Origin of the sequence: Micromonospora eburnea (assembly GCF_900090225.1) — a bacterium.
In the GTDB taxonomy this organism is placed as follows: Bacteria; Actinomycetota; Actinomycetes; order Mycobacteriales; family Micromonosporaceae; genus Micromonospora; species Micromonospora eburnea.
Window position 1 is genome coordinate 2,756,344 of record NZ_FMHY01000002.1, and the last position, 23,136, is coordinate 2,779,479.

Sequence of the window (23,136 nt, forward strand, 5' to 3'; positions counted from 1 at the left end):
CGGGCGCGCCCGGCCCCACCAACCCTCCCCGAGGAGTCCTGACGATGGTCGCGATCCCGTTCCGCATCCCGCGTCCCCGCCTTGGCCGGGTGCTGCTGCCGCTGCTCGTCCTGGCGCTGGTCGCGGTGTCGATCGTCCGCTTCGGCGGGTACGCCGACGCCCGGCAGGGCTACACCGTCCCGCAGGACGGGCAGTTGGAGAGTGCCCTGGGCATCCGCTTCACCCAGGCTGCGGTGGTCGGCGACGGCGGCCTGGTGGAGCTGCGCTACGTGGTGCTGGACACCCAGAAGGCGTCGGCCTTCCAGAACGACACCAAGCACCCACCGCGGCTGCGCAACGAGCGCTCCGGCAAGCTGGCCTGGCGGACGGCCCTGATGAAACAGGGCCACGAGCTGCGCCCCGGCCAGAGCTACTACCTGCTCTACCTGAACAACGACAACGCCATCAAGCGCGGCGACAAGATCGAGGTCACCTCGGGCCAGCGCCGCCTGGCCCACGTCCCGGTGCGGTGAACGGGATGCGCCGTCGACTGGGCCGACTGGTCGCCGCTCTCGCCGTGGCGGGCCTGGCCGTGCTGGTCGGGCCCGCGCCGGCGCGGGCCCACGCGTACCTGGCCCACAGCGCGCCCGCGGACGGCGCCGTGCTGGACCGTGCGCCCGAGACGTTGACCCTGGCCTTCACCGAGCACGTGGAACTCTCCGCCGCCCGGGTCAACCTGGTCGACGGCGACGGCCGGCAGTGGGCGGTGACCGGGCTGGCGCTGCGCGGCGAGGACGGCGAACCGGCTGCGGACGCCGACACCGAGGCGCCGGTCACCCTGGTCGCCGGCCTGCCCCCGCTGCCGGCCAACACCTACCACGTCGCCTGGCGGACCCTCTCCTCCGACGACCTGCACACCACCAGCGGCACGCTGGTCTTCGGCGTGGGCCGGCAGGTCACCGCCGTGGGCACCGCCCGCCCGGTCGGCCCCGGCCCCCGGGAGACCGCCGCCCGGGCACTCGGGCTGGCCGGCCTCGCCGTCCTGCTCGGCGGTGCCGCGCTGGCCCTGCTGGCCACGGCCGGCGTCCGCCGCCCCGACCCCGCGTCCGCTGTGCTCCGCCGGCGGCTGCACACCGTTGCCGGGTACGCGGGCGCGCTCGCCCTGCTCGCCGCACCCCTGCAACTGGCCGTCCAGCTCTCCGGGGCGGGCGGCGGGTGGTGGCGGCTCCTGGCCGACCAGCTCACCAGCGGTCGCTGGCTGCTCCGTGAGGTCGGCACGGCACTGGTGTTCGTGATCGTGCTCCGGGCCGCGCACCGGACTCGACCCGGGCCGATCGCGGCGGTCGGTCCGCCCGGCGCCGCCGGCCGGTCGGCCGTCGCCCCCACGACCGTCGCCGTCGGTGTGGCGGGTGCGCTCGCCGCCGCCGCGGGCACCGCCCTGCTCGGCCATCCGATGGGCGGGCCACTGCGTACCGCCCTGGTCGGCGGTGTCCACGTGCTGGCGGCCGGCGGCTGGGCCGGCGCGGTGGTGGCCGCCGTGCTCGCCCTCCTGCCGTCAGCCCGGCGGTCAGCCGACCGGGCCGCCCAGCTCAGTACGCTGCTGCGCGCCTTCGCGCCGCTCGCCACCGGCTGCCTCACCGTGCTGGTGCTGACCGGGGTGCTGCTCACCGGTCCTCAGGTGGCCACCGTCGACGCCCTGCTCGGCTCTCCGTACGGGCTGTTGCTGCTCACCAAGGTCGCTACGGTCGGGGCGGCGGGACTGGTGGGCCTGCGGACCGCCCGACGGCTGCGGCGCGCCGACCTGCCCCGGCGGGGCCTGCTCGTCGAGGCGGGGCTGCTCGTGGCCGTCCTCGGACTGGCCGGGGCGCTGGCCGCCGCCGGACCCGGCCGGGGCCCCAGCTTCCCGGTGGCCGACGCCGGGCGGGCCGTGCCCCAGGTCAGCGGGCGGGTCGCCGATCTTGTCGACACGGTGGCCGTACGACCCAACCGGGCGGGCCGCAACATCGTCACCGTCGCCGTCGAGGACACCCGCCGCCCGGCCCCGGGGCCGGTGACCGGAGTGTCGCTACTGCTCACCGGCCCGAACGGGGAGCGGGCGGTGCACCCGGTCAGCCGGACTGGCGATGGCTGGGTGGTGACGGTGGACGACATCCGTACCCCGGGCCGGTGGCAGGTCGGGGTGACCGTGCTCCGCGACGGCCTGCCCCCGGTGACCGACACCCACCCCTGGCTGGTGCCGGCCGGCGAGGCGACCGCCAACTCCGTACGCGTCTCGGCGGCCCCGCTGCGACCGGTGCTGGACCGGGCCGCGTCGCTGGGCGCGCTGGTCGCGCTGGCCGTGGCGGCGGTCGCCGGCCGGCAGTGGTGGCGCCGGCGGCGGTCCGGCGTCGGCCCGACCCCGGAGCTGCCCGGCCCGGGCGGCGCCGAGCCGGACGACCTGGTCGCGGTCCGGGCCGGCCCGGACGAGCCGCCCGTCGGGGCTGATCGAGTGGCCGCCACCGGCGGCATCCCGGCCGGACCCTGACCTGCGCCCGGCGTGAGTGACCAACCCGGGTGCCGGCCGACGTTTCCGGACAGCGGCTGGACCGGGCCGTCGGCGGGCGCCGCTACCGAGGGCGAGCGGCGGAGCTGTCCCGGACCACGAGCTCGGTGGCCAGCTCGACCCGGGGCGCCTCGATCTCCTCGCCCTGGCCGAGGCGCAGCACCGTGCGGGCGGCGAGCCGGCCCATCTCGACCAGGGGCTGCCGCACCGTGGTCAGCGGCGGCGACGCCCACCGGGCCTCCGGCAGGTCGTCGAAACCGACCACGCTCACGTCGTCGGCGACCCGCAGCCCGCGCTGGCGGACGGCCTCGTACACCCCGAAGGCCATCTGGTCGCTGGCCGCGAAGATCGCGGTGGGCGGGTCGTCGAGGTCGAGCAGGGCGGACCCGACCGCGAAGCCCGAGGCGTGGTAGAAGTCGCCGGCCTGCACCAGCCGCTCGTCCAGCGGCGCGCCGGCCGCCTCCAGCGCCGCGCGGTAGCCGTCCAGCCGGGCCCGGCTGCACAGCAGGTGCGGGGGCCCCGCCACGAAGCCGATCCGGCGGTGCCCGAGCCCGAGGAGGTGCTCGGTGGCGGCGAGGCCGCCGGCCCAGTTGGTCGCGCCGATGCTGGGCACATCCGTGGCCGGCACGCCGGCCGGGTCGACCACCACGACGGGCACGTTGAGGCGGCGCAGCTGGGCGTGCACCGGCGGGATCAGGTGGGAGGTCACGACGATGACCCCGTCGGAGGCGCGGGCCTGCAGGTTCTGCAACCACTGCCGGGTCGAGGTGGAGTGGCTGTGTATCGCCGAGACGACGGTGCCGACCCCGGCGGCGTGGCCGACGTCCTCCACGCCGCGGATGATCTCCACGGCCCACGGGCTGTCCAGGTCGTTGAAGACCAGGTCGAGCAGGTCGGCCCGGCGCACGCCACGGCTGCCGCGGCGGCGGTAGCCGTGGTGGCGCAGCAGCTCCTCGACCCGTTCCCGGGTGCCGGGAGCGACGTCCGAACGCCCGTTGAGCACCCGGGACACGGTGGGCACGGAGACGCCGGCTTCCTGCGCGATCGCGGTGATGGTCACCCTGCGCTCGTCGTCCGCGCCCACTCGTGTCTCCTTCACCGGCCGGAACACCACCCGAAACCCTGCCGCCGAAGCTGCGGAACTGCCTGCCCGGGCCCGCGCTCATCTTGCCGTACGCCAGGGGGTTGACGACAAGTCGGGGCCGTTCTAGCGTTCCTCCAAGTTCCGGAAACGTACCGGAAATCCACCAGGGACCCTTCACCGACGGCGGTACGGCGTCAACAGCCCGGGGCTGTCGCCGCGGTCGCGCTGTCCCTGGTGCCCGCCACACCCGCCGGTCGCACCCCGACTTCACCCTGACCCCGGCGCGCTGAGGAGTCCGATGCACACCGACATGCCCGAGGCGGAGCTTCGCGGCTACCGCAGCGACCTGCGGGAGCCGGAGGACTTCGACCGGTTCTGGGCCGACACGATAGCGGAGGCCCGGGCGTCCGGCGGATCCGTCGAGGTGACCCCGCTTACCACCCCGCTGACCACGGTCGACGTCTGCGACGTCACGTTCCCCGGGTTCGCCGGGCAGCCGGTCAAGGCGTGGTTGCGGGTCCCGCGCGGTGTCGAGGGGCCGCTTCCCACCGTGGTCCAGTACGTCGGCTACGGCGGCGGCCGGGGGCACCCGCTGGAGAACCTGCTCTGGGCCTCGGCGGGCTTCGTCCACCTTCAGATGGACACCCGTGGTCAGGGCTCCGGCTGGAGCCGGGGCGACACCCCCGACCCGGCCGCGGCCGGCCCGGAGGCCCCGGGCGTGGCGACCCGGGGCATCGAGGACCCGCGTCGCTACTACTACCGGCGGCTCTTCACCGACGCGGTCCGGGCCGTGGACACCGCGCGGAGCCTGCCGGTGGTGGACGCGTCCCGGGTGGCGGTCCTGGGGCACAGCCAGGGCGGTGGCACCGCGCTGGCGGTCGCCGCGCTGGTGCCGGACCTGTCGGCCGTCGTGTCGTACGTGCCGTTCCTCTGTGACATCCCGCGGGCGATCGTGGTCACCGACGCCCGCCCCTACCGGGAGATCCGGGACTATCTCGCCGTGCACCGCGATCGGGAGGAGCAGGTGCTCCGCACCCTCGGCTATGTCGACGGGGTCGCCTTCGCCCGGCGGGCCACCGTACCGGCCCGCTTCTCCGTCGCGTTGATGGACGAGATCGTGCCTCCTTCGACGGTCTTCGCCGCGGTCAACGCGTACGCGGGGGAGAAGGAGCTGGCGGTGTGGCGGTACAACGGCCATGAGGCGGGCGGCATCGACGACGACGCGATGGCCCTGACCTTCCTCCGGCAGGCGCTCGGCCACTGACCGGCGGTCGCCCCGTCGGCGGGCCGTCGCCGCGTTGCCGGTCCGACGGCCCGCCGATGCTGGTAGACACGGCAGGATGGGACCGGGCAGAGGAACGGCGGCCCGCGCGACGGCGGCGCTGGCCGTCGCGGCCGTGGCGCTCACCGCCGGGTGCGAGCGGCCCGCGCCGCGCCCCGCGCCGACCCCCCAGCCGTCACCCACCGCGTCGCCGTCGGCCACGCCGGCCGGTCCCCGCGCCCCCGCCGACTTCGTCGACCTCGGCGACGTCGACCCGGGGATCCGCGCCGATGTCCGGTACGCCACCGCGCACAACTTCGTCGGCCGTCCGATCGCCGGCTACCCGGAACCGCGCTGCCTGCTCACCCGCCGGGCGGCGGAGGCCCTGCACCGGGTGCAGACCGCGGCCCTCGCCGAGGGCCACAGCCTCAAGGTGTACGACTGCTACCGACCGCAGCGGGCGGTGAACGACTTCGTCGCCTGGGCCAAGCTCCCCGGGGAGCAGCAGATGAAGGGCGAGTTCTATCCCGACCTGCCCAAGGACCGGCTCTTCGCCGACGGGTACATCGGCGCACCCACGGCGCACAGCCGGGGCAGCACCCTCGACCTCACCCTGGTCCCGGTGCCCACCCCGGAGCAGCCCGCGTACGTGCCGGGACAGCCGCTGGTCGCCTGCACCGCGCCCGTCGGTCGCCGCTTCCCGGACAACTCGATCGACATGGGCACCGGATTCGACTGCTTCGACGCGCGCGCCCACACCGCCGACGCCCGGGTGACCGGGGCGGCCCGGGACAACCGAGGGCTGCTCCAGCGGCTGATGACCGCGCAGGGGTTCGAGAACTACTCCCTGGAATGGTGGCACTACCGCTACGTCGACGAGCCGTACCCGGACACGTACTTCGACTTCCCGGTGGCCCGGTCCTCCTTGCCGTGACCCGCCGGGCGGGACCGAGGTCCCGGCCGGCGGGCCCTCCGGCCCTGCCCGCCGCCCACCCGTGGGAGAAGCGTGGGGAGTGACAACGGCGTGAGGAGGAGCCATGAAGGCACTCGTGTACGGCGGGCCCGGTGAGAAGTCCTGGTCCGAGATCCCGGATCCCACCATCGCCGACCCCCGCGACGCGATCGTCCGGGTCGACGCGGTCACCATCTGCGGGACCGACCTGCACATCCTCGGCGGCGACGTGCCCGAGGTCGAGGCCGGTCGGGTGCTGGGCCACGAGGCGGTCGGCACGGTCGTCGCGGTCGGCAGCGGCGTCACCAACCTCAAGGAGGGTGACCGGGTCCTCGCCTCCTGCATCTCCGCGTGCGGCGTCTGCCGCTACTGCCGGGAGGGCGTCTACGGGCAGTGCCTCGGCGGGGGCGGCTGGATCCTCGGCCACACCGTCGACGGCGTGCAGGCCGAGTACGCCCGCCTCCCGTTCGCGGACCTGTCCACGTACCGGCTGCCCGGGTCGGTCTCCGACGAGGCGGCCGTGCTGCTGGCCGACATCCTGCCCACCTCGTACGAGGTCGGCGTGCTCAACGGCCGGGTGCGGCCCGGCGACACGGTCGTGGTGGTCGGCGCCGGCCCGATCGGGTTGGCCGCCATCCAGACCGCCAGGCTCTACTCGCCCATCCGCATCGTGGCCGTCGACAGGGCGCAGAGCCGGCTCGACGCGGCCAAGCGGTTCGGCGCGGATCTCACCGTGCTCGCCGACGACGAGCCGCTCGACCTGGTCCGCCTGGTCACCGGCGGGCTGGGCGCCGACGTGGTGATCGAGGCGGTCGGCACTCCGGCCACCTTCGAACTCTGCACCACCCTGGTACGCCCCGGCGGCCGGGTGGCCAACATCGGCGTGCACGGCAGCCCGGCCACGCTGCACCTGGAGCGGTTGTGGATACGCGACGTCACCATCACCACCGGCCTCGTCGACACCCGGACCACGCCGACGCTGCTGAACATGCTGGTCGCGGGCCAGCTCGACGCCGCGCACATGGTGACCCACCGGTTCGCGCTCGACCAGATCGTCGAGGCGTACGACGTCTTCTCCCGGCCGGCCGAGACCGGCGCCCTCAAGGTCGTGCTCAACCGCGTCCCCGAGGGAGGCAACCGTTGAACCGACGGACCGCACGGACCCTCGGTGGGCTGGCCGTCATGGCGGTCGCCGCGCTGGTCGCCTACCCGGTGCCGGTAGGGCGCTGGCGTCGAGCCTGGCGGGCCCGCGCCTGACCGTCGCCGCGCCGTGCCTCCGGTTCCCTCCCCGGAGGCGCGGCGGTCCGCTCGTCCGGAGAGGTCGCGGGTGGACGGTGCGCCAGGTGTGGGCGATCCGGGCGTCAACCGATTGACCTCCCATGGCGGCCGAATCGGCTGTTCCTATTGCCGCGGGGTGGCCAGGAGGGACAGGATGGCCAGGCGTGCCGGAAACCTCCCCGTAACCCGCGCGCTGCTGGTCTCTGTCACGAGGAAGTGGGAGTCAGTCATGAGCGACGTGTCGAGCGCCCTGGGTGTGCGTCTCTACCCGGATCTGGTCGAGCGGGGCGGTCTGGCCCCCGCGCTCGTCGAGACGGCCGCCCGGCACCAGCTCGACCTCGGTCAGGTGACCGCCCCCGAGCGGGGGCGGGCCCGATTCACCGGCGCCGAGCTGAGCTCCGACCAGGGCGTCGTCCGTGTCGGCCTCGGCTCCCAGGCCCGCTACTTCATGATCGATCTACGGGTGGCGGGGCAGGTCGAGGCCCGGGGTGACGCCACCGACCTGCTCCAGGTGGCGCAGGTGGCCGACGCCTGGCGAGGCGGAGCGACGCTCCCCGACCTCACCGCGCGGTTTCCGTTCATGGAGGCGATGAAGCGCCACCCGGTCGCCCACGCGTAGCGGCCGGTCGGCCACCGGCCTGCCGGATCGCCGGTCGGGGGCGCCGCCTGCCGTCCACCGATCCGCCCGCGGCGGCGCCAGCGAACGGTAGCCAGTGCCCGGCTGGGGCGCTGCCGCCGAGGCTGCCCCTCGCTGCCCGGGCGTCGAGGCCGTCCGGCACCTTGCGATATTCGGGGTAAGCCGCGAAATGCGCCTCAAATCCCCTCGGTGTGCCTACGCTGGCGAGCAGGGGACAGACGTCCCGTCGGGCGTACGTGTTGCCGCGCCGAGGCCGGGCTGCCGTGTCTGGCCGCGGCCGGGCCCATGCGGCGGCTCGTCCCGACCGGCGACGCGCTGTCCGCGTTCGATGATCAATCAGGTTCGCCACCGATCGTGGCCGCGTCACAGCGCGTCAGGCCCGACGGACAACCGTGGCCGCCGCCCGCCCGAGGCCGTCGAGGCGGACACCCCGCCGGGCCCTCAGCCGGCGTCGAGCCGGACGACCATCGACAGGAGTGGGCATGAGCAGCATCGCCGAACCGTGGCGGCGACTCACCGGGCGTAACAAGGTGGTCGAGTTCGTCGACATGTGCCTGCGTGGCGCGGCGCAGGTGATGTTGCAGAACAACCCGCTGACCGGTCTGCTGATCCTCATCGCGATCGGGGTGGGCGCCGGTCTCGCCGGAGCGCCCCGGCTGGTCGGCGGCGCCATCGTCGGCGTCGCCGTCGGCACCGTCACCGCCCTGCTGCTGCGGGCGGACGCCGACTCCGTACGGCAGGGACTGTTCGGCTTCAGCCCGCTGCTGACCGGCATCGGGGTGCTGCTCTTCCTGCGCGGCGGCGCCCTGCTCTGGCTCCTCGTGGTCTTCGGGGCCGCGGCCACCACCATCACCACGCTCGCCCTGACCCCGGTCACGCGGACCTGGGGGCTGCTGCCGTTCACCTTCCCCTTCGTCCTGACCACCTGGGCCGTGCTGATGGGCGCCTACCAGTTTGCGGCGGTGACCGTGGCGACACCCGGCCGCCCGGCGCTGCCCGGAACGACGCACGTGGCGCCGGCGTCGCCGGTGGCCGACGTGGTCCCTGGCATGATCGAAGGCATCGCCCAGGTCTACCTGATCCCGAGCGCCGTCGCCGGGGCGATCATCGTGCTCGCGTTGGCCGTGAACTCGCTGCGTGCGGCGCTTTTCGCGATCATCGGCACGGTGGTCGCCACGCTCGTGGCGATCTGGTACGAGGCCGGGGCATCGGCCGTCGATGCCGGGCTGTGGGATTTCAACGCGGTGCTGACCGCCATCGCGCTGGGCGCGGTGTCCTACCGGCCCACGCTCGCGGCGATCCTCTACACGCTGTTCGGCATCATCGCCACGGTCTTCGTCCAGGCGGCGCTCACCACGGTGCTGGAACCGTTGGCGATACCGACACTGACCGCGCCGTTCGTCATCACGACGTGGCTCTTCCTGCTCGGGAAGCGGCATTTCGGCCCGGACCGGCCAGCGCCGGCGGCCGCACGATGAACTCCTTTCCGAGCTGAGACCGGAGGCAGGCTGCTGACCGCGGTGCCGTGTGGCGGGCCGCCGAACCGGAGCCGGACCGGCGCGAGAGCCCTCGCGAATATTCATTGCGGTGCCCCGGCGGTGCCCCCTACTTTGAGTGGGCAACGTCAACCGGTTCCACACCCCGGGGAGCACACCGTGTCGCAGCAGAATCGCACCTCGACCGAGCGGCCCACGCCGCGCGGCGGTGCCCTGCTGCCGGAACTCGGCCGGGGCCGCTGCCGACGGCAGCGGTGGCAACCGGGGTGGCGGCGCGACTAGCGCCAGCGCGAAGACCGCGCAGCCGCCCGCCCCGTGACCAGGGACCGGGCGGCTCCTTCTGTCACGGGGTCCGAGGGGCGTAGCTCAACGGAAGAGCACCGGACTCCAAACCCGACGGTTGCAGGTTCGAATCCTGCCGCCCCTGCTCGATCGTCCCGGCCGCCCGCCGGCGACGTCGCTCCTTCTCAACTCCACAGTGGACGGCATGAGCACCATCCCGGCCGGCGCCCGAGCGCCGGCCGGGCATCCGGGACGAGGGAGCTGGCTGACCCGCTCGCCTTGGGCGCGAGAGACACGCGGTTCGATTCCGCGGTCCCGGACTTCGGCGAACGGCGGTTCCGCCGTTCGCCACGGGCCGTTGGAGCAATTGGCAGCTCACCCGGTTCTCACCCGGGAGGCTACGGGTTCGAGTCCCGTACGGCCTACGCCTGGTCCCACCACGGACCACCCGCGGTTGTAGCGCAGTCAGGCAGCGCGTCACCTCGCCACGGTGAAGATCGCCGGTTCGAATCCGGCCAGCCGCTCGGACATCACCCCAGATCAAGGAGACGACGATGGGTTTCACCCCGCTGGCCGGTACCCGGGCGCCGGTCCGGGTCTGGACCGACCCGTACGCCATCGAGGCGCAGGCGGCCCGGCAGCTGCGCAACATCGGCGCGCTGCCCTGGGTGCACGGGGTCGCCGTCATGCCGGACGTGCACTTCGGCAAGGGCGCCACCGTCGGTTCGGTCATCGCGATGCGGCAGGCCGTGTCGCCGGCCGCGGTCGGCGTCGACATCGGCTGCGGCATGTCGGCGGTACGCACCTCGCTCACCGCCGCCGACCTGCCCGACGACCTCGCCGGGCTGCGTACGGCGATCGAGGCGGCCATCCCGGTCGGTTTCGCCATGCGTGACGACGCGGTCGACCCGCGCCGGATCCGCGGCCTGGAGCAGCGCGGCTGGGACGACTTCTGGCGGCGCTTCGCCACCCTCGACCGGAGGGTGGCGCAGCTGGAGACCCGGGCCCAGCGCCAGCTCGGCACCCTCGGCGGCGGTAACCACTTCATCGAGGTCTGCCTGGAGCGGGGTGGCCCGGACGACGGCCAGGTCTGGCTGATGCTGCACTCCGGGTCCCGCAACATCGGCAAGGAACTGGCCGAGCGGCACATGGCGGTGGCCCGTCGCCTGCCGCACAACGTCGACCTGCCCGACCGGGACCTCGCGGTGTTCCTCGCCGGCACGCCGGAGATGGACGCCTACCGCCGGGACCTCTGGTGGGCGCAGGAGTACGCGCGCCGCAACCGGGCCGTCATGCTCGCCCTGCTCTGCGGGGTGGTGCGCGACGAGTTCCCGCACGTGACCTTCGACGAGCCGATCTCCTGCCACCACAACTACGTGGCCGAGGAGACGTACGGCGGGGTGGACGTGCTGGTGACCCGCAAGGGCGCCATCCGGGCCGGCAAGGACGACCTGGGCATCATCCCGGGGTCGATGGGCACCGGGTCGTACATCGTGCGTGGCAAGGGCAACCCGGACGCGTACTGCTCGGCCTCGCACGGCGCCGGGCGGCGGATGTCGCGCGGGCAGGCGAAGCGGACGTACAGCACCGCGGACCTGGCCGAGCAGACGGCCGGCGTGGAGTGCCGCAAGGACGCCGGGGTGGTGGACGAGATCCCCGGCGCGTACAAGGACATCACCCAGGTGATGGCGCAGCAGGAGGACCTGGTCGAGGTGGTGGCACACCTCAAGCAGGTGGTCTGCGTGAAGGGATGAAAGACGATCGGCGCCCTCACGGGGGCGGGCGCCGGTCGCCCGCCCCGGTGGCGCAGCGGAGAGCGCGCCGGTCTACGAAACCGGAGAGCCCAGGTTCGAATCCTGGTCGGGGCACGGTCCGCCGCTCGGCGGACGCCATGCGAGCTGGTGCAACTGGCAGCACATCCGTCTCTGGAACGGAAGGTTGGAGGTTCGAGTCCTCCGCTCGCAGCGCTGCCCTCGTAGCCCAACTGTCAGGAGGCAGCGGCATGAGGCGCCGCGCCGATCTGCCGTCCACTGCGGGGTTGACCGCCGCCCAGTTTGCCGGGATAGCGGAGGCGGTGGGAACCGCACTTCGCTAACCCGCCCGCGCGGCCCTCCGCTTCGCTAACGTCAGTAGCGTGGCGATCGTGAGGGTGCGGCTGCGCGGCGGGCCGTACGACGGGGTGGCGGTGAGCTGGGACGTGCCGGATGCGGACGACCCGCCGATGACGTACGACCTCAAGCTGCACGGGCCCCATGAGGCGACGGAGAACGTGGAATACCACCGGGTGGAGCAGGCGCCTGACGGGGCGGCCGAGTGGATCTACGCGGTCCCCGGTGCCGCTGCCGGATAGGTGCGGCGCTAGCCACTGGCGGCCATGACGACGGGAACTGCCACGACGTCGACCCGGGAGCCGTCCTGGGGCGACACCTCGTACACCTCGATGGTGCCCGGTCCGGTGGTGGCCCGCCGGTAGCCGACGTTCATCCGGTAGGCGCCGCGGCAGCCGGAGCCGCAGGCGGCGAGGGTGAATCCGGTGCCGATCTCCCGGCCCGCCGCGTCCAGCACCCGGACGCTGACGGTCGCCTCGAAGACCTCGGCGGTCCCGGTGACGGTGACCGGGCTGGTGACCCGGTCGCCGACCGCCGGGGCGGTCACCACGATCGGCGGCAGCAGGTCGGCGTAGTCGTCGCGTCCGGTCGGTGCGGCGCCATCCACGGTGAAGGCCACCCGGCGTACGGCGGGAAACTGGGTCAACGTCCAGACCACCTGGGCCCGGCGGAGCCGGGCGGTCGCCGCGCCGCCGGTGTCGAAGCCGGCCGGCGGGACCAGCGTGGCGACCCCGCCGGCGATGTGGCTGACCTGCGTGCCGGGCGGGAGCAGGGTGGCCATGCCGGTGGCGGCCTCGGCCCCGGACGGGCCGGCGGCAAGCTCGGTGAGCGCCAGCCGGGAGGTGGCCAGGGTGGCGGGCCGGGTACGCCGGGCCGGCACGAGCCGGCCGTCGCGGGTGAACCACAGCTCCACGGTGATCGTCCCGTCCGGGCCGGGCGTCCTGCCGGTGGTCGGGCCGGTCGTGCCGGCGGCCGGGGTACGCGCACCGGACGAGGCGACGGCGGCGGGTGTGCCGGGTGCCGTGCCCGTCGGGGTGGCGCCGGGGGTGGGGGAGGGGCCGGCCGGGGCCGGTCCGAGGGTGCCGGTCCGGGCCGGGGCGCAGCCGGCGGTGAGCAGCAGCGGCGCCACGAGCAGGGTGATCAGGCATCGCATCGGTCACCTCCGGCGGCCGGTAGTTCGAGGCGCAGCCGGGTGCCCCGACCGACCTCGCTCTGCATCGTCAGGCGTCCGCCGAGCAGCCGGGTGTTCTCCAGCGCGATGGCCAGGCCGAGTCCGCTACCGGGTCCGGTGCGGGACGGGTCGACCTTGTAGAAGCGGTCGAACAGGTGCGGCAGGTGTTCGGCGGGAATGCCGGGCCCCCGATCGGTGATCTCGACGATCACCCACTCGCCGGCGTGCCGAACGTCGGCCCGCACCTCGGCGTCGCCGTGCTCGATCGCGTTGGACACCAGGTTGCCCAGCACCCGTTCCAGACGCCGGGGGTCGGTGGCGGTCGGCGGCGCCGCCCCGGCCACGGCCACCCGGTCGGCCCAGCCGCGCGCGTCGACGATGCCGTGCAGCAGCGCGACGACGTCGACGGGCTGGGTTGACACCACCTCCCGTCCGGCGTCCAGGCGGGAGATCTCCATCAGCTCCTCGACGAGCCGGCGCAGCCGGACCACGTCGGCGACGAGGAGTTCGGCGGCGCGGCGGGCGTCGGCGGGGAGCGTGTCGAGCTGGTCGGCGAGCAGCGACGCCGCCGCCACCAGGGCGGTGACCGGGGTACGCAGCTCGTGGGCCACGTCGGCGGTGAACCGCCGCTCCCGGGCCTGGGCGCGGGACAGCGCCTCGATCTTCGTTTCCAGCGCCTCGGCCATCTCGTTGAACGAGGCGGCCCAGGCGCTGAACTCGTCGCGGCCGCGTACCGGCAGCCGGGTGTCGAGCAGCCCCTCGGCGACCGCGCGGGCCGCCCGGCTGGCCCGGCCCACGGGTTCCAGGGTCCGCCGGGCCAGGGTGTTGCCCACTCCGGCGGCGAGCAGCAGCGCGGCCGCCCAGCCCACCGCCAGCGCCGTGCGGAGCTGGTTCAGGCCGTCGACGAGGTCGTCCTCGACCGTCACCACGTACAACTCGGCGGTGGAGCCCGGGATCCGTCCGCCGACCATCAGCAGGTGCGGCCGGGCGTTGCCGGCGGAGCGCTGGAAGCCGAGCTGCCCGGCGGCGACGCTGGCCCGCAGGGCCCGGCCGGGCGTCGGCGCGTACCGGGGGTTGGACGCCCGGGTGTCGCCGGCGACCAGCACCACGTGCCGTCCGTTCTGCTCGAAGCTGGCCAGCAGGTCGGCCCGGCGGGCGTCGGCCAGCGGCAGGAACTGTGCGGCGAGTACGAGCTGGTAGCGGGCGTCGGCCGCGGCGCGTTGCAGCGCGCCGTCGTAGCGGGCCTGCCGGAGCATCAGGTACGAGCCGCCGGCGAGTGCCCCGGCGGAGACTCCGGCGACGAGCACGAACGCGATGACGAGCCGGCGCCGCAGGCGTCCGGGTGTGATCGTGCCCGCCACCATCGCGCCGTCACCCCGTCGACAGCTTGTAGCCCGCCCCGCGCACCGTCCTGATCAGCGTCGGGGCGGCGGGATCGTCCTCCACCTTGGCGCGCAGCCGTTGCACCGCCACGTCCACCAACCGGGAGTCGCCGAGGTAGGTGTGCCCCCACACCCGGTCGAGCAGCAGTTCCCGGGTGAACACCTGCCCGGGGCGCCGGGCCAGCTCCAGCAGCAGCCGGAACTCGGTCGCGGTCAGGGTCAGCTCCCGGCCCGCCTTGCGGGCCACGAACCGGGCGGGGTCGATCTCCAGCGGCCCGGCCGTCACGGTGGTGTCGGTGACCGGGGCGACCGCCCGGCGTAGCACGGCACGGACCCGGGCGACCAGCTCCGGCACGTCGAACGGCTTGCGCAGGTAGTCGTCGGCCCCGCATTCCAGCCCGACGACCACGTCGATGGTGTCGGTGCGGGCGGTCAGCATCAGGATCGGCACCTGGCTGGTCCGGCGGATCTCCCGGCACACCTCGAAGCCGTCGAGGCCGGGCAGCATCACGTCGAGCACGATCAGGTCGACCGGCCGGGCCCGCCACGCGGCGAGGGCGGCCGGGCCGTCCACGGCGGTGTCCACCCGGAACCCGGCCCGTCGCAGACCGAGGGCGGTGACCTCCCGAATGGAGGCATCGTCCTCGACGACCAGCACGCGGCCCTCCATGACGCCACTCAGCGTAGTCCGGCCTGACGGCCCGGGATCCTGGCGCAACAGCCGGTGATGGGGGTCCGGTCGGCCCCCATCACCGGCGGCGGGATCACTCCTGCCACTGGTGGGCCACGTCGAGGACGATCCGGCTGTGCGTACCCGGACCGGTGAGCACGAAGACCCGGTACGGCAGTTGGGCGCGTACGCCCACGGCGAAGGTGGTGTAGCCCTCGAAGCTGCCACCGAAGACCACGTCCCGCAGCGTCCGGTAGCCCAGCGCGTTCGTCGCGTGGTCCCCGGTGCGGTACGGCACGGTGGCGACCTGACCGGCGTCGTACGCGGGCGCCCGCAGCGAGACCCGCAGCAGCGCGCCACCGGCGGTGTACGGCGACAGCGCCGATCCCTGCCCCTCGGTGTACGCCTCGCCGTACCCGACCGACCAGCCGTCCGCCGGGCCGGCGAACTCGAAGACCACCCGGTCCCAGCAGTCGTGCTGCCCGGTGCGCACGTCGACCAGTGGCGCGCTGCTGAGTGTGCCGTCCGACTTCGCCGCGCTGCCCCAGGTGATCCCGCAGTACGGGGTGGCCGCCGTGGCGCCGCCCGTGCCGGCGAGCAGCCCGCCGAGCACCAGGACCAGCGCCAGCAGTGTTCTCCTCAGTCTCATCGTGTCCTCCCGACGGTGTGGCGGGACCGCTCCGGTGGTCCCGGTTCCGACGGTCGGCCCGCCGTGCCACAGTCGCTTCGCGGTGGCGTAACCGCCCGGTAACAGCCGCCGGTCGGGCTACCGAGCGACCTGATCGAGGGTCGGGTGGCCACCGGCGCGGTCGACGGCCGGCAGTGTGGCCGGGTCGGTCAGTGCCCGCAGCGGCGAACGGAACACCGGCAGCCAGGCCAGCGCGGCACCGATCGCGCCGATCCAGAGGGAGGTACGCGGGCTCGCGTACTGGCCGAGCAGGCCGGCCAGCCCGGCACCCACCGCGATCGCACCGGTGAGCAGGAACCGGAAGGTGGCGTTCATCCGGCCGAGCAGCGCGTCCGGGGTGACCTGCTGCCGCAGGCTGACGCCGATCACGTTGCCGATTCCGGTCCGCCAGGCCAGCGCCAGCCAGCCGAACCCGGCCAGCCACAGCCACCCTCCCGTGTCGACCAGCGCGACCAGCGCGCCGGCCGGCGCCACCAGCAGGCCGGGCAACCACAGGGCCCGGCCGTGTCCGATCCGGGCGGCCAACGGACGCGCGGTCACCGCGCCCAGCAGGGCTCCGACCCCACCGGCGCCGAGGAAGAGCCCGAGTACGCCGGCCCCGAGCCCGAGTTCACGCAGGAAGACCACCGGCAGCATGGTGGTCATCAGGTTGACCGTGAGGTTGATGCCGGCCAGCGACACGACCAGCGGGCGCAGCAGCGGGTTGCCCAGCACGTGCCGTACCCCTTCGGCGAGTTGCCGGCCGAAGCCGCCCGCCGGCCGGTCGCGGCCGGGCACAGCCGCGCCGCTGGGGCGTACCCGGGTGAGGGCGAGCGCGGAGAGCAGGTGGGTGGCCGCGTTCAGGACCAACGCGAGCGGTGCGCCGAGCCACTGCACGAGCAACCCGCCGAAACCCCGGCCACCGATCTGCACGGTGGCGTTGGTGGTCACCAGCAGTGAGTTCGCCGCCACCAGCCGGTCCCGGCCGACCAGCTCCGGCAGGAAGCTCTGCGCGGCCACGTCGCCGAAGACCGTGCCCACGCCGGTGAGTAACACCACCACGTACAGCTGGCCGATGGTCAGCGCGTCGGCCCACCAGGCCAGCGGGATCGAGGCGTACAGGGCGGCGCGGGCCAGGTCGGCGGTGATCATCACGGTGCGGTGGGACGACCGGTCGACCCACACCCCGGCGGGCAGCCCGATCACCAGGAACGCGGCGGTGCCGAGCACCGCGAGCAGGCCCACCTGCCCGGGGGTGGCGGCGAGCACCGAAACGGCCAGCACCGGCACGGACAGGAAACCGACCTGGTGGCCCAGGCTCTCCGCAAGGTTGGCCGCGTAGACGTAGCGGAACGGGCGGGGCCAGCGGACCGTGGCCGGAGGGGCAGTGGTGGTGGTCATAGCGGCGACCCTGGCCGGTGCCGGCTCCGGAGTCGATAAGTTTGAGCTGGTTCGAATCCGTCGGGGGGTGCAGGTGCTGAGCGCCACGCTGGGGGTAGGGGACCTGGCCAACATCCGGTTCGCGGTGTCGCCACTGTGGGAGGCGGTCGCCAGCGTCCGGGTGGTCAAGCACCCCGATTGGTTTCCCGAGCACCTGCCCTGGCATCGGCAGGTGCAGCCGCGGCTGTCAGCAGTGGACTGGCGGCTCCTCGCCGACCTCGTGCCGGTGCCGACCGTGGTGATCCCGGGATTCGTCTGTTCGCCCCCGCCGGCCGCGCAGCCCACCATCGAGTGCGAACTGGCCGCGCTCGCCGCCACCCCGCCGGAGGTGGTCCGGGCCGGGCTGGACGAGTTGCCCGGGCCGCGCTCGCCCCGCCTCGCGGCGCTCTACGCCGACCCACCCGCCGGACTGGCCCGCCTCGCGGACACGATCGCCGCGTACGTCGACGCCGCGATCGCCCCGTACTGGCCGCGGATGCGGACCCTGCTGGAACGGGAGGTGCTCGTGGGGGCCCAGTTCATGGCCGCCGACGGTGTGCGCGGCCTGCTCAACCGGATCGACCGGTACGTCTCCTGGGACGACGGGACGTTGCACGTCGATCACCTGACCCGGGCGGGCGCGGTCGACCTGGACGGGCGGGGGCTGCTGCTGGTGCCGTCGGTCTTCGGTGGCTCACGGGTCTGGTCCAACCTGTCCGAGCGGGCCACGCAACCCGTGCTGCGCTACCCGGCCCGGGGGGTCGGGACGCTCTGGGAGCGCGGCACCGCCCCGGCCAGCGAGGCGCTCGCCCGCGTGCTGGGGCGTACCCGGGCCACCCTGCTGCACGAGCTGGCCGTGCCGTCCGCCACCACCGAGCTGGCCCGCCGGTGTGGCCTGGCCGCCGGAACCGTCTCGCATCACCTCACCGCGCTGCGCGACGCCGGCCTGGTCGGCACCCACCGGGCCGGGCGGTTCCTGCTGTACGCCCGGACCAGCTCCGCCGAGGCGCTGATCGCCGGTGCCGCGCCGACCGGCGAGACCGGCCAGGCAGAATGAGTCGGTGCCGCCACGTACCCCCTCGGTGTCCTGTGTCTTCGTCTGCCACGACGGTGCCGGCCGGCTGCTGCTGGCCCGGCGCGGCGCCGGTGCCCGCGACGAACCGGGCACCTGGGACACCGGCGCGGGCGCGCTGGAGTTCGGCGAGACGTTCGAGGCCGCGGTGACCCGCGAGCTGCGCGAGGAGTACCTCACCGCGCCGCTGGAGATCAGCCTGCTCGGCGTACGCAACGTGCTGCGCGAGGACCCGGCGTCGCACTGGGTGGCGGTGGTTTTCGCCGTCCGGGTCGACCCGGCGACCGTGGCCATCGGCGAGCCGCACAAGTTCGACCAGATCGGCTGGTACACCCGCGACGCGCTGCCCGCGCCGCTGCACTCGCAGCTCGCGCCCACCCTGGCCATGTTGCCGGACGCCCTGGACCGGCTACCGTGACCGGCCACCACCACCGGCCGGTCGCGCCCGGGCAGGCCCGCGCGATCAGCGCGGCCCGGGCGGACTGACCTCGCGGGTCGTCCAGACGACCGGTGGTGATCCGGGCCGGCGAGGTGGGCGATGTCGCTCAGCGATGCTGCCGTTCCTGACACGGGACGCAGTATCGGGCCGACGGTCGGATCTCCAGCCGGGCGACCGGGATCTCGCCGCCGCAGCTCTCGCAGCACCCGTAGGTGCCCTCGGACATGCGTCGTAGCGCGCCGGCGCTGTCCGCGATGCCCTGGCGGGCGGTCTCCATGAGGGCCCGCAACGTGTCGGGGTCGTGGCCGCCGTGGCCGGGCTCCCGGCTGTACGCGGTGAGCTCGATGAGCTGACCGGTGTGCGTCTGGAACTGCCGTTCGAGGATGTCGCGCAGGGCGGCGGTGCGGCTGCGGAGAGTGTCGGTCATGGCGTCGAGACCTTCCGTGGAGCGCGTCGGTGCGGGCCGGGATGAAGGTGCTGGGCGGTCGTGGTTCGGCTCAGTCGCCGGCGGCCGGGTGGCGGGCGGCGGCCGCGGCAGCCAGGCTCGCACCGGTCAGGGCGGCGGTGCGGGGGCCCGCGGCACGGTGCACCGGGGCGCCCGTCGTCGCGGCAAGGCGCTCTCTCAGGTCAGGTCGAGTGGCCCCGTCCCCGACCAGCACCAGCCCGCGGGCCAGGGCGGTGGCGGCCGCCGGCACCGCCTTGGGCCCGTGGGTCAGGTCCCGCACCAGGCGGGCGAGCCGATCGGCGAGCACGCCGACGGTGGCCCCGTCGGCGAGGTCACCGGTGCCGAGGTTCGCCCGCCGGCCGGCGACGACCTGACTGTCCCGCAGGACGGCCACCTCGGTGAGTTGGGCGCCGACATCGGCGACGAGCAGGGTGCCGGCGCCGGCCCCGGCACCGATGGCGGCGGCGCGCACGGTGTCGATGAACAGCAGTCGCGCGGGCGCGAACACGGCGTCGAGGACCCGCCGGGTGAGCTCCTGGTCGGCCGCCGTGGCCAGCAGCGGACGGCACGCCACGACCAGGGACCGGGCCGGCACGCCGACCCGGTGCTGTCGCAGTAGCTGGGACAGTGCCGTGGCGCAGCCGCGGCCGTCGACCACCCGGCCCCGCCGTACCAGCGGGTGCCGCCGGGCCGACCGGTCCGTCATCACGGTGGTGAGCGGTTCGTGGCCACCCAGCCGGATCCGCAACTGACCGCTGCCGAGGTCGACGGCGACCGGGCTGGGCCGGAAGGTGGCCGGGTAGTTGGCGCCGGTGCGTGCGGAGACGGTGCCAGCGGTGTCCAAGGGGCGACCGGCGGGGGCCTGGGCGACGGGCATGCTGACCTCTTCCTCCACGGTGGATATGACGATGCCGCCGCCCCGACGCGGGACGACGTGGGAACTGGGCGGGAGCACGCGGACCGGAGGGCCGCGCTCAACCGGCTCCGGTCAGCCGCTCGCGGTGCCGGGCGTGCCGGCCCACGTGGGCCGGCGGGGCAGGGGCCGAGGCGCCGGGCTGCGGAGCCACCTCGCTGGTCGTCATCACCCACCCCCTCCCCGGTCAGGAACCCTGTCGAACCTCCAGAGTCGGCCCGAAGTGACGGACCGACATGGCCTGCGGCCGGCCAACTTCCGGCGTCTTCATTGCCGGCCACCGGCGATCTGCCGCCACCGGCGGCCCGCTGGCGAGCCGGCCGCGGCAAGCGGGGCGAAGGGCGGCGACGGGACGCCGTCCGTGCGGCTATGGTGGCCGCATGGCAGAGCTTCGGCCCCGATTCGACGTCGCCTCGCGTACCGCGTTGGCGATGTTCGTCGTGGTGGCCGTGCTCATCGCGCTCCGGCAGGCCGGACGCATCATGGGCCTGTGCGTCGTGGTCCGGCCGGCGAGGGCCGTCGTGGGATGCGTCCCGGCCCGGTCGGCCGACCGGGCGCCGCCGGGCCTGCTCGCCTGAGCGCCCGTCCGCTTTCCGCACCCCTGGTCCGCACCCCTGGTCCGCGCCGCGCCCCGAGCCACCCGGCCGGGGCCGCCCGGCCGACCGGCCGCACCCGCGGCCCCACCAGCCCCTCCCGTACGGAGCACCAATGAAGATCGAACACACCCCACTGCCCGGTATCGGGATGCGACACACCTTCACCACCGCGCAGGGCCGCCGGGTCGGGGTGGTCGAATACCGCGGACTGGACCGCCGGGACGTCATCTACGACGACGCGGACGACCCGGACAAGACCTGCGGCCTCCGCCTCACCCGCTCCGAGGCGGTCACGCTGGCCGGCCTGCTGGGCCTGCTCGACGTGGTCACCGGCGAGCAGCGGAGCTGACGAGGCGCCGACCGCTAGGACGCGGGGCCGGGCAGCGGCTGGCGCGGCCAGTCCAACGCCCTCGCGCCGTACACCGCGGTCTGTAGCGTGAACCGGTCACGCGGGTCGTTCGGGTCGTATCCGCTGAGCGCCCTGATCCGGTCCAGCCGGTAGGTGACCGTGCGGACGGACACGTGCAACCGGCGGGCGGCGTCGGTGGCGACCCCGCCGGCGGCGAAGTACGCGTCCAGGGTGTCCAGCAACGGCTGGGCCCCGCCACGGGCGTGACGCAGCGGGCTGAGCGCCGCCTGGACGAGATCCACGATGGCGGGCTGGTCCCGTAACAGGACTCGATAGACGAGCAGGTCGCGGGCGTCGATGACGGGCGCGTCGGCGTTGAGCCGCTGCGCCGTCGTCAACGCCTCGCGGGCCTCCTCATAGGAACGGGCGATGCCGTACAGGCCGGGGTGCGGGCGGCCGACCGCCACCTGCCACGGGCCGCCTCGCGGCAGGCGGTCCAGCTCGGCGTGCATCAGTCGCCCGAGGTCGCCGGAGGCCTCGCGCCCGCGTACGCCCCGTTCGGACGTGACCGTGTCGGCGGGCGCGATCACCACGAGCAGCCCCTCCTTCGTCGCCACCAGCACGTCGCGGTCACCGAGCCGGTCGAAGATGACGCCTTCCAACGCGCTGATCGCCGCGTCAGTGTCCGGGAGACGCCGGCGCGGTGCGGCCAGCGCCACCTGGTGCACCCGGGCCAGGTCCAGGCCGAACGGCTCGGCGCGTTCCACCAGGCCACCCAGGTCGGAGTCGCCGCGCAGCAGGTCGTCGACGAGTTCCCGGCGCAGCGTCTCCTCCCGCCGCACCAGCTCCCGGCGGGCCTGCGCGTAGCCGTCGGCGAGGGTGGCCACCGCGCTGTCGACGACGTGCAGCACCGCCTCGGCCGAGGCGCGCACCACCTCGCTGTCGGTGGAGCTGGTCAACTGGGGTAGCTGCTGCCACAGCCGCCTGGCCGCCGACAGGTACAGCCGCACCGCCCGCCCCGCCGAGACGCCCTGCTCGGCGGCGCGCCGCCCCAGTACGCCCACGGCGTCGAGTTCGGCGCGCCGGGGTCGGCGCCCGGTGACCGCCGCCTCGGCGAGCAGCCACAGGTAGTCACCGAGCAGATCCACCGGCACCCCACCGGCGTCGGCGCTGGCGGCACGGGCGATCGCCGCCAGGCACGCGTCCCGCTCCGACCCGGCCAAATGGCCCCGGCCGGTCCGCCGGCCACCACCGGTCATCGCCTCGGCTCCTCCTCCGACCATGGCCGGCGTTGGCTGCCGAACCGATCCGGTCAGCCTATCGAGGCGAGTCGCCCCGCGACGCGCCCCGACGCCGGCCCGTCCTCGCGGCCCCGGCCGGCGAGTCCGCGCCGCGGCGTGCCCCGTCTCCGAGGTCTGGCACGGGCCAACCGAGGGCGGCTTCGCCGAGGGGCGTACGCCGATAGCGGATCTCGTGCCGGTGCCGCTCCCCGACGACGAATCCGGCGTCGCGCAGCACCGACAAGTGCTCGGACACCGTCCCGGCTGCCAGCGCGTGGCGGTGGGCCAGTGTCGTCGTGCTGGCCGGCTCGTCGAGGCTGAGCAGCAGCGCCGCCCGGGTTCTGCCGATCAACCGGCCCAGAGCCGTCTGCCGATCGGTGGAGAAGGGCTGCCAGAGCGTGCCGAGCCCGCGCGCCGGATAGATCACGGTGGGTTGCCACGGCGGGTCCACGATGACGACGACCTGATCCCACTTGAAGGCGCTGGGCACCAGGGCAAGCCCCTCGCCGCGCAGATCGCGATGCTCGTCGTCGCCGTACTCGCGGGTCAGCAGGCCGTTGTGCCAACGCAGTCGGGGATGGAGCTCGGCGAACAACCGGTCCAGGCCGCCTTCGGCGAGACGTCGGGTCTGAAAGCTCACATCGGCGTCAAGCAACCCGCGTACCTGCGGCCAGACCGGTTGGACCAAGACCTCCCATGCCTGCTTCACGAGGGAGACCAGCGTCTGGAGAACAGCGGCCGGGTCGCCCAGCAGGAGCCGTCCGGTCGCTGACTCGGCCGCCCCCGGGGTGTCCGCCAGTGACCGGCGCACCTCTGCGCGTACCCGATCATGGTCGGTGGCCGCCACGGCCGCGAGCTCGTCCTCGAACCTGGCGTGTGGGCTGACGGGCGGCGGTGAGAGGAAGTCGGGGGTGTAACCGCGACGCGGCTGGAGCAGGGCGATCGGCCGCAGGTCGAGTGCCCGCCTGTCGAGGGTGTCGAGCCACCGACGGTGGGGACCGACGCCTTCGCGCGGAGAGAGCAGGCGTATCGCGGACAGCGTCTCGAGCACGGGTGAGATGGCGAACCGGCAGCGCAGCAGGTCGGCGGGGCTGAACCGCAGCGTGACCGCCAT

24 protein-coding genes and 5 tRNA genes are annotated in these 23,136 nt (G+C 74.3%); 19 read left to right on the top strand and 10 right to left on the bottom strand.

The window, feature by feature from the left end:
- The first annotated feature begins 44 nt into the window (after positions 1-44).
- Both GA0070604_RS12945 and GA0070604_RS12950 read left to right on the top strand, forming a co-directional pair.
- Complete coding sequence (locus GA0070604_RS12945; RefSeq protein WP_091118181.1) at positions 45-512, top strand: hypothetical protein; 468 nt, start codon at positions 45-47, stop codon at positions 510-512.
- 5 nt (positions 513-517) lie between these two features.
- Entirely contained in the window at positions 518-2,503 is a 1,986-nt protein-coding gene (locus tag GA0070604_RS12950; protein ID WP_141721282.1) for a copper resistance CopC/CopD family protein, read from the top strand.
- 82 nt (positions 2,504-2,585) lie between these two features.
- On the opposite strand, the gene GA0070604_RS12955 is transcribed toward GA0070604_RS12950, so the two are convergent.
- Positions 2,586-3,605 carry a LacI family DNA-binding transcriptional regulator gene (locus tag GA0070604_RS12955; RefSeq protein ID WP_091118183.1) on the bottom strand — a complete coding sequence of 340 codons (1,020 nt, stop codon included), beginning with the start codon at positions 3,603-3,605 and terminating at the stop codon, positions 2,586-2,588.
- A gap of 298 nt (positions 3,606-3,903) precedes the next feature.
- On the opposite strand from GA0070604_RS12955, the gene GA0070604_RS12960 reads away from it, so the two are divergent.
- The 13 genes from GA0070604_RS12960 to GA0070604_RS13015 all read left to right on the top strand — a co-directional run bounded on the left by GA0070604_RS12960 (position 3,904) and on the right by GA0070604_RS13015 (position 11,861).
- Entirely contained in the window at positions 3,904-4,869 is a 966-nt protein-coding gene (locus GA0070604_RS12960) for an acetylxylan esterase (protein WP_091118184.1), read from the top strand.
- A gap of 76 nt (positions 4,870-4,945) precedes the next feature.
- Complete coding sequence (locus GA0070604_RS12965) at positions 4,946-5,800, top strand: M15 family metallopeptidase (protein ID WP_091118185.1); 855 nt, start codon at positions 4,946-4,948, stop codon at positions 5,798-5,800.
- Between the two features lie 103 nt (positions 5,801-5,903).
- A complete protein-coding gene (locus GA0070604_RS12970; protein ID WP_091118186.1) occupies positions 5,904-6,962 on the top strand; it encodes a zinc-dependent alcohol dehydrogenase family protein in 1,059 nt (352 codons plus the stop codon).
- A 363-nt stretch (positions 6,963-7,325) separates the two neighbouring features.
- The gene (locus GA0070604_RS12975; protein ID WP_091118187.1) at positions 7,326-7,715 is read left to right on the top strand and encodes a hypothetical protein; all 390 of its coding nucleotides are present in this window, start codon (positions 7,326-7,328) and stop codon (positions 7,713-7,715) included.
- 500 nt (positions 7,716-8,215) lie between these two features.
- Positions 8,216-9,211, top strand: coding sequence for an urea transporter (locus GA0070604_RS12980; RefSeq protein ID WP_091118188.1), 996 nt, complete (start codon positions 8,216-8,218; stop codon positions 9,209-9,211).
- A gap of 177 nt (positions 9,212-9,388) precedes the next feature.
- Positions 9,389-9,511 (top strand): hypothetical protein, encoded by a 123-nt coding sequence (locus GA0070604_RS33915; RefSeq protein WP_279615685.1) that lies wholly within the window; start codon positions 9,389-9,391, stop codon positions 9,509-9,511.
- A gap of 73 nt (positions 9,512-9,584) precedes the next feature.
- Positions 9,585-9,656, top strand: a tRNA-Trp gene (locus tag GA0070604_RS12985).
- A 207-nt stretch (positions 9,657-9,863) separates the two neighbouring features.
- Positions 9,864-9,936: transfer RNA gene (locus GA0070604_RS12990), tRNA-Glu, on the top strand.
- 25 nt (positions 9,937-9,961) lie between these two features.
- Positions 9,962-10,035: transfer RNA gene (locus GA0070604_RS12995), tRNA-Gly, on the top strand.
- A 30-nt stretch (positions 10,036-10,065) separates the two neighbouring features.
- Positions 10,066-11,265 (top strand): RtcB family protein, encoded by a 1,200-nt coding sequence (locus tag GA0070604_RS13000; protein WP_091118189.1) that lies wholly within the window; start codon positions 10,066-10,068, stop codon positions 11,263-11,265.
- Between the two features lie 41 nt (positions 11,266-11,306).
- Positions 11,307-11,379, top strand: a tRNA-Arg gene (locus GA0070604_RS13005).
- A gap of 24 nt (positions 11,380-11,403) precedes the next feature.
- A tRNA-Gln gene (locus GA0070604_RS13010) sits at positions 11,404-11,476 on the top strand.
- 169 nt (positions 11,477-11,645) lie between these two features.
- Positions 11,646-11,861, top strand: a complete 216-nt coding sequence (locus GA0070604_RS13015) for a hypothetical protein (protein WP_091118190.1) — start codon at positions 11,646-11,648, stop codon at positions 11,859-11,861.
- 8 nt (positions 11,862-11,869) lie between these two features.
- On the opposite strand, the gene GA0070604_RS33920 is transcribed toward GA0070604_RS13015, so the two are convergent.
- From GA0070604_RS33920 to GA0070604_RS13040, 5 genes are all read right to left on the bottom strand, one after another.
- Positions 11,870-12,772, bottom strand: a complete 903-nt coding sequence (locus GA0070604_RS33920; protein ID WP_091118191.1) for a Gmad2 immunoglobulin-like domain-containing protein — start codon at positions 12,770-12,772, stop codon at positions 11,870-11,872.
- Positions 12,760-14,154 carry a sensor histidine kinase gene (locus tag GA0070604_RS13025; protein WP_091118192.1) on the bottom strand — a complete coding sequence of 465 codons (1,395 nt, stop codon included), beginning with the start codon at positions 14,152-14,154 and terminating at the stop codon, positions 12,760-12,762. Before GA0070604_RS13025 ends, GA0070604_RS33920 begins: the two co-directional genes overlap by 13 nt.
- Before the next feature lie 7 nt (positions 14,155-14,161).
- Positions 14,162-14,842 carry a response regulator transcription factor gene (locus tag GA0070604_RS13030; RefSeq protein WP_091118193.1) on the bottom strand — a complete coding sequence of 227 codons (681 nt, stop codon included), beginning with the start codon at positions 14,840-14,842 and terminating at the stop codon, positions 14,162-14,164.
- Positions 14,843-14,936: 94 nt separating this feature from the next.
- On the bottom strand, positions 14,937-15,491 hold the full coding sequence (locus tag GA0070604_RS13035; RefSeq protein WP_091118194.1) for an AMIN-like domain-containing (lipo)protein: 555 nt from the start codon (positions 15,489-15,491) through the stop codon (positions 14,937-14,939).
- A 117-nt stretch (positions 15,492-15,608) separates the two neighbouring features.
- On the bottom strand, positions 15,609-16,910 hold the full coding sequence (locus GA0070604_RS13040; protein WP_091118195.1) for an MFS transporter: 1,302 nt from the start codon (positions 16,908-16,910) through the stop codon (positions 15,609-15,611).
- A 67-nt stretch (positions 16,911-16,977) separates the two neighbouring features.
- Here GA0070604_RS13040 and GA0070604_RS13045 point away from each other — a divergent pair, with 67 nt between their 5' ends.
- On the top strand, positions 16,978-17,985 hold the full coding sequence (locus GA0070604_RS13045) for a DUF5937 family protein (protein WP_244161868.1): 1,008 nt from the start codon (positions 16,978-16,980) through the stop codon (positions 17,983-17,985).
- 4 nt (positions 17,986-17,989) lie between these two features.
- On the top strand, positions 17,990-18,418 hold the full coding sequence (locus GA0070604_RS13050) for an NUDIX domain-containing protein (RefSeq protein WP_244161869.1): 429 nt from the start codon (positions 17,990-17,992) through the stop codon (positions 18,416-18,418).
- A gap of 127 nt (positions 18,419-18,545) precedes the next feature.
- On the opposite strand, the gene GA0070604_RS13055 is transcribed toward GA0070604_RS13050, so the two are convergent.
- Positions 18,546-18,866, bottom strand: coding sequence for a TraR/DksA family transcriptional regulator (locus GA0070604_RS13055; RefSeq protein WP_091118197.1), 321 nt, complete (start codon positions 18,864-18,866; stop codon positions 18,546-18,548).
- Positions 18,867-18,936: 70 nt separating this feature from the next.
- Entirely contained in the window at positions 18,937-19,761 is an 825-nt protein-coding gene (locus tag GA0070604_RS13060; RefSeq protein ID WP_091118198.1) for a rod shape-determining protein, read from the bottom strand.
- 416 nt (positions 19,762-20,177) lie between these two features.
- On the opposite strand from GA0070604_RS13060, the gene GA0070604_RS13065 reads away from it, so the two are divergent.
- On the top strand, positions 20,178-20,375 hold the full coding sequence (locus tag GA0070604_RS13065) for a hypothetical protein (RefSeq protein WP_091118199.1): 198 nt from the start codon (positions 20,178-20,180) through the stop codon (positions 20,373-20,375).
- A gap of 130 nt (positions 20,376-20,505) precedes the next feature.
- Positions 20,506-20,742, top strand: coding sequence for a cation:proton antiporter regulatory subunit (locus GA0070604_RS13070; protein ID WP_091118200.1), 237 nt, complete (start codon positions 20,506-20,508; stop codon positions 20,740-20,742).
- A 14-nt stretch (positions 20,743-20,756) separates the two neighbouring features.
- Here the strand turns inward: GA0070604_RS13070 and GA0070604_RS13075 are convergent, their stop codons facing one another.
- Together GA0070604_RS13075 and GA0070604_RS13080 are read right to left on the bottom strand one after the other, a co-directional pair.
- On the bottom strand, positions 20,757-22,001 hold the full coding sequence (locus GA0070604_RS13075; RefSeq protein WP_091118201.1) for a PucR family transcriptional regulator: 1,245 nt from the start codon (positions 21,999-22,001) through the stop codon (positions 20,757-20,759).
- A gap of 58 nt (positions 22,002-22,059) precedes the next feature.
- Positions 22,060-23,136, bottom strand: coding sequence for an ArsR/SmtB family transcription factor (locus GA0070604_RS13080; protein ID WP_141721283.1), 1,077 nt, complete (start codon positions 23,134-23,136; stop codon positions 22,060-22,062).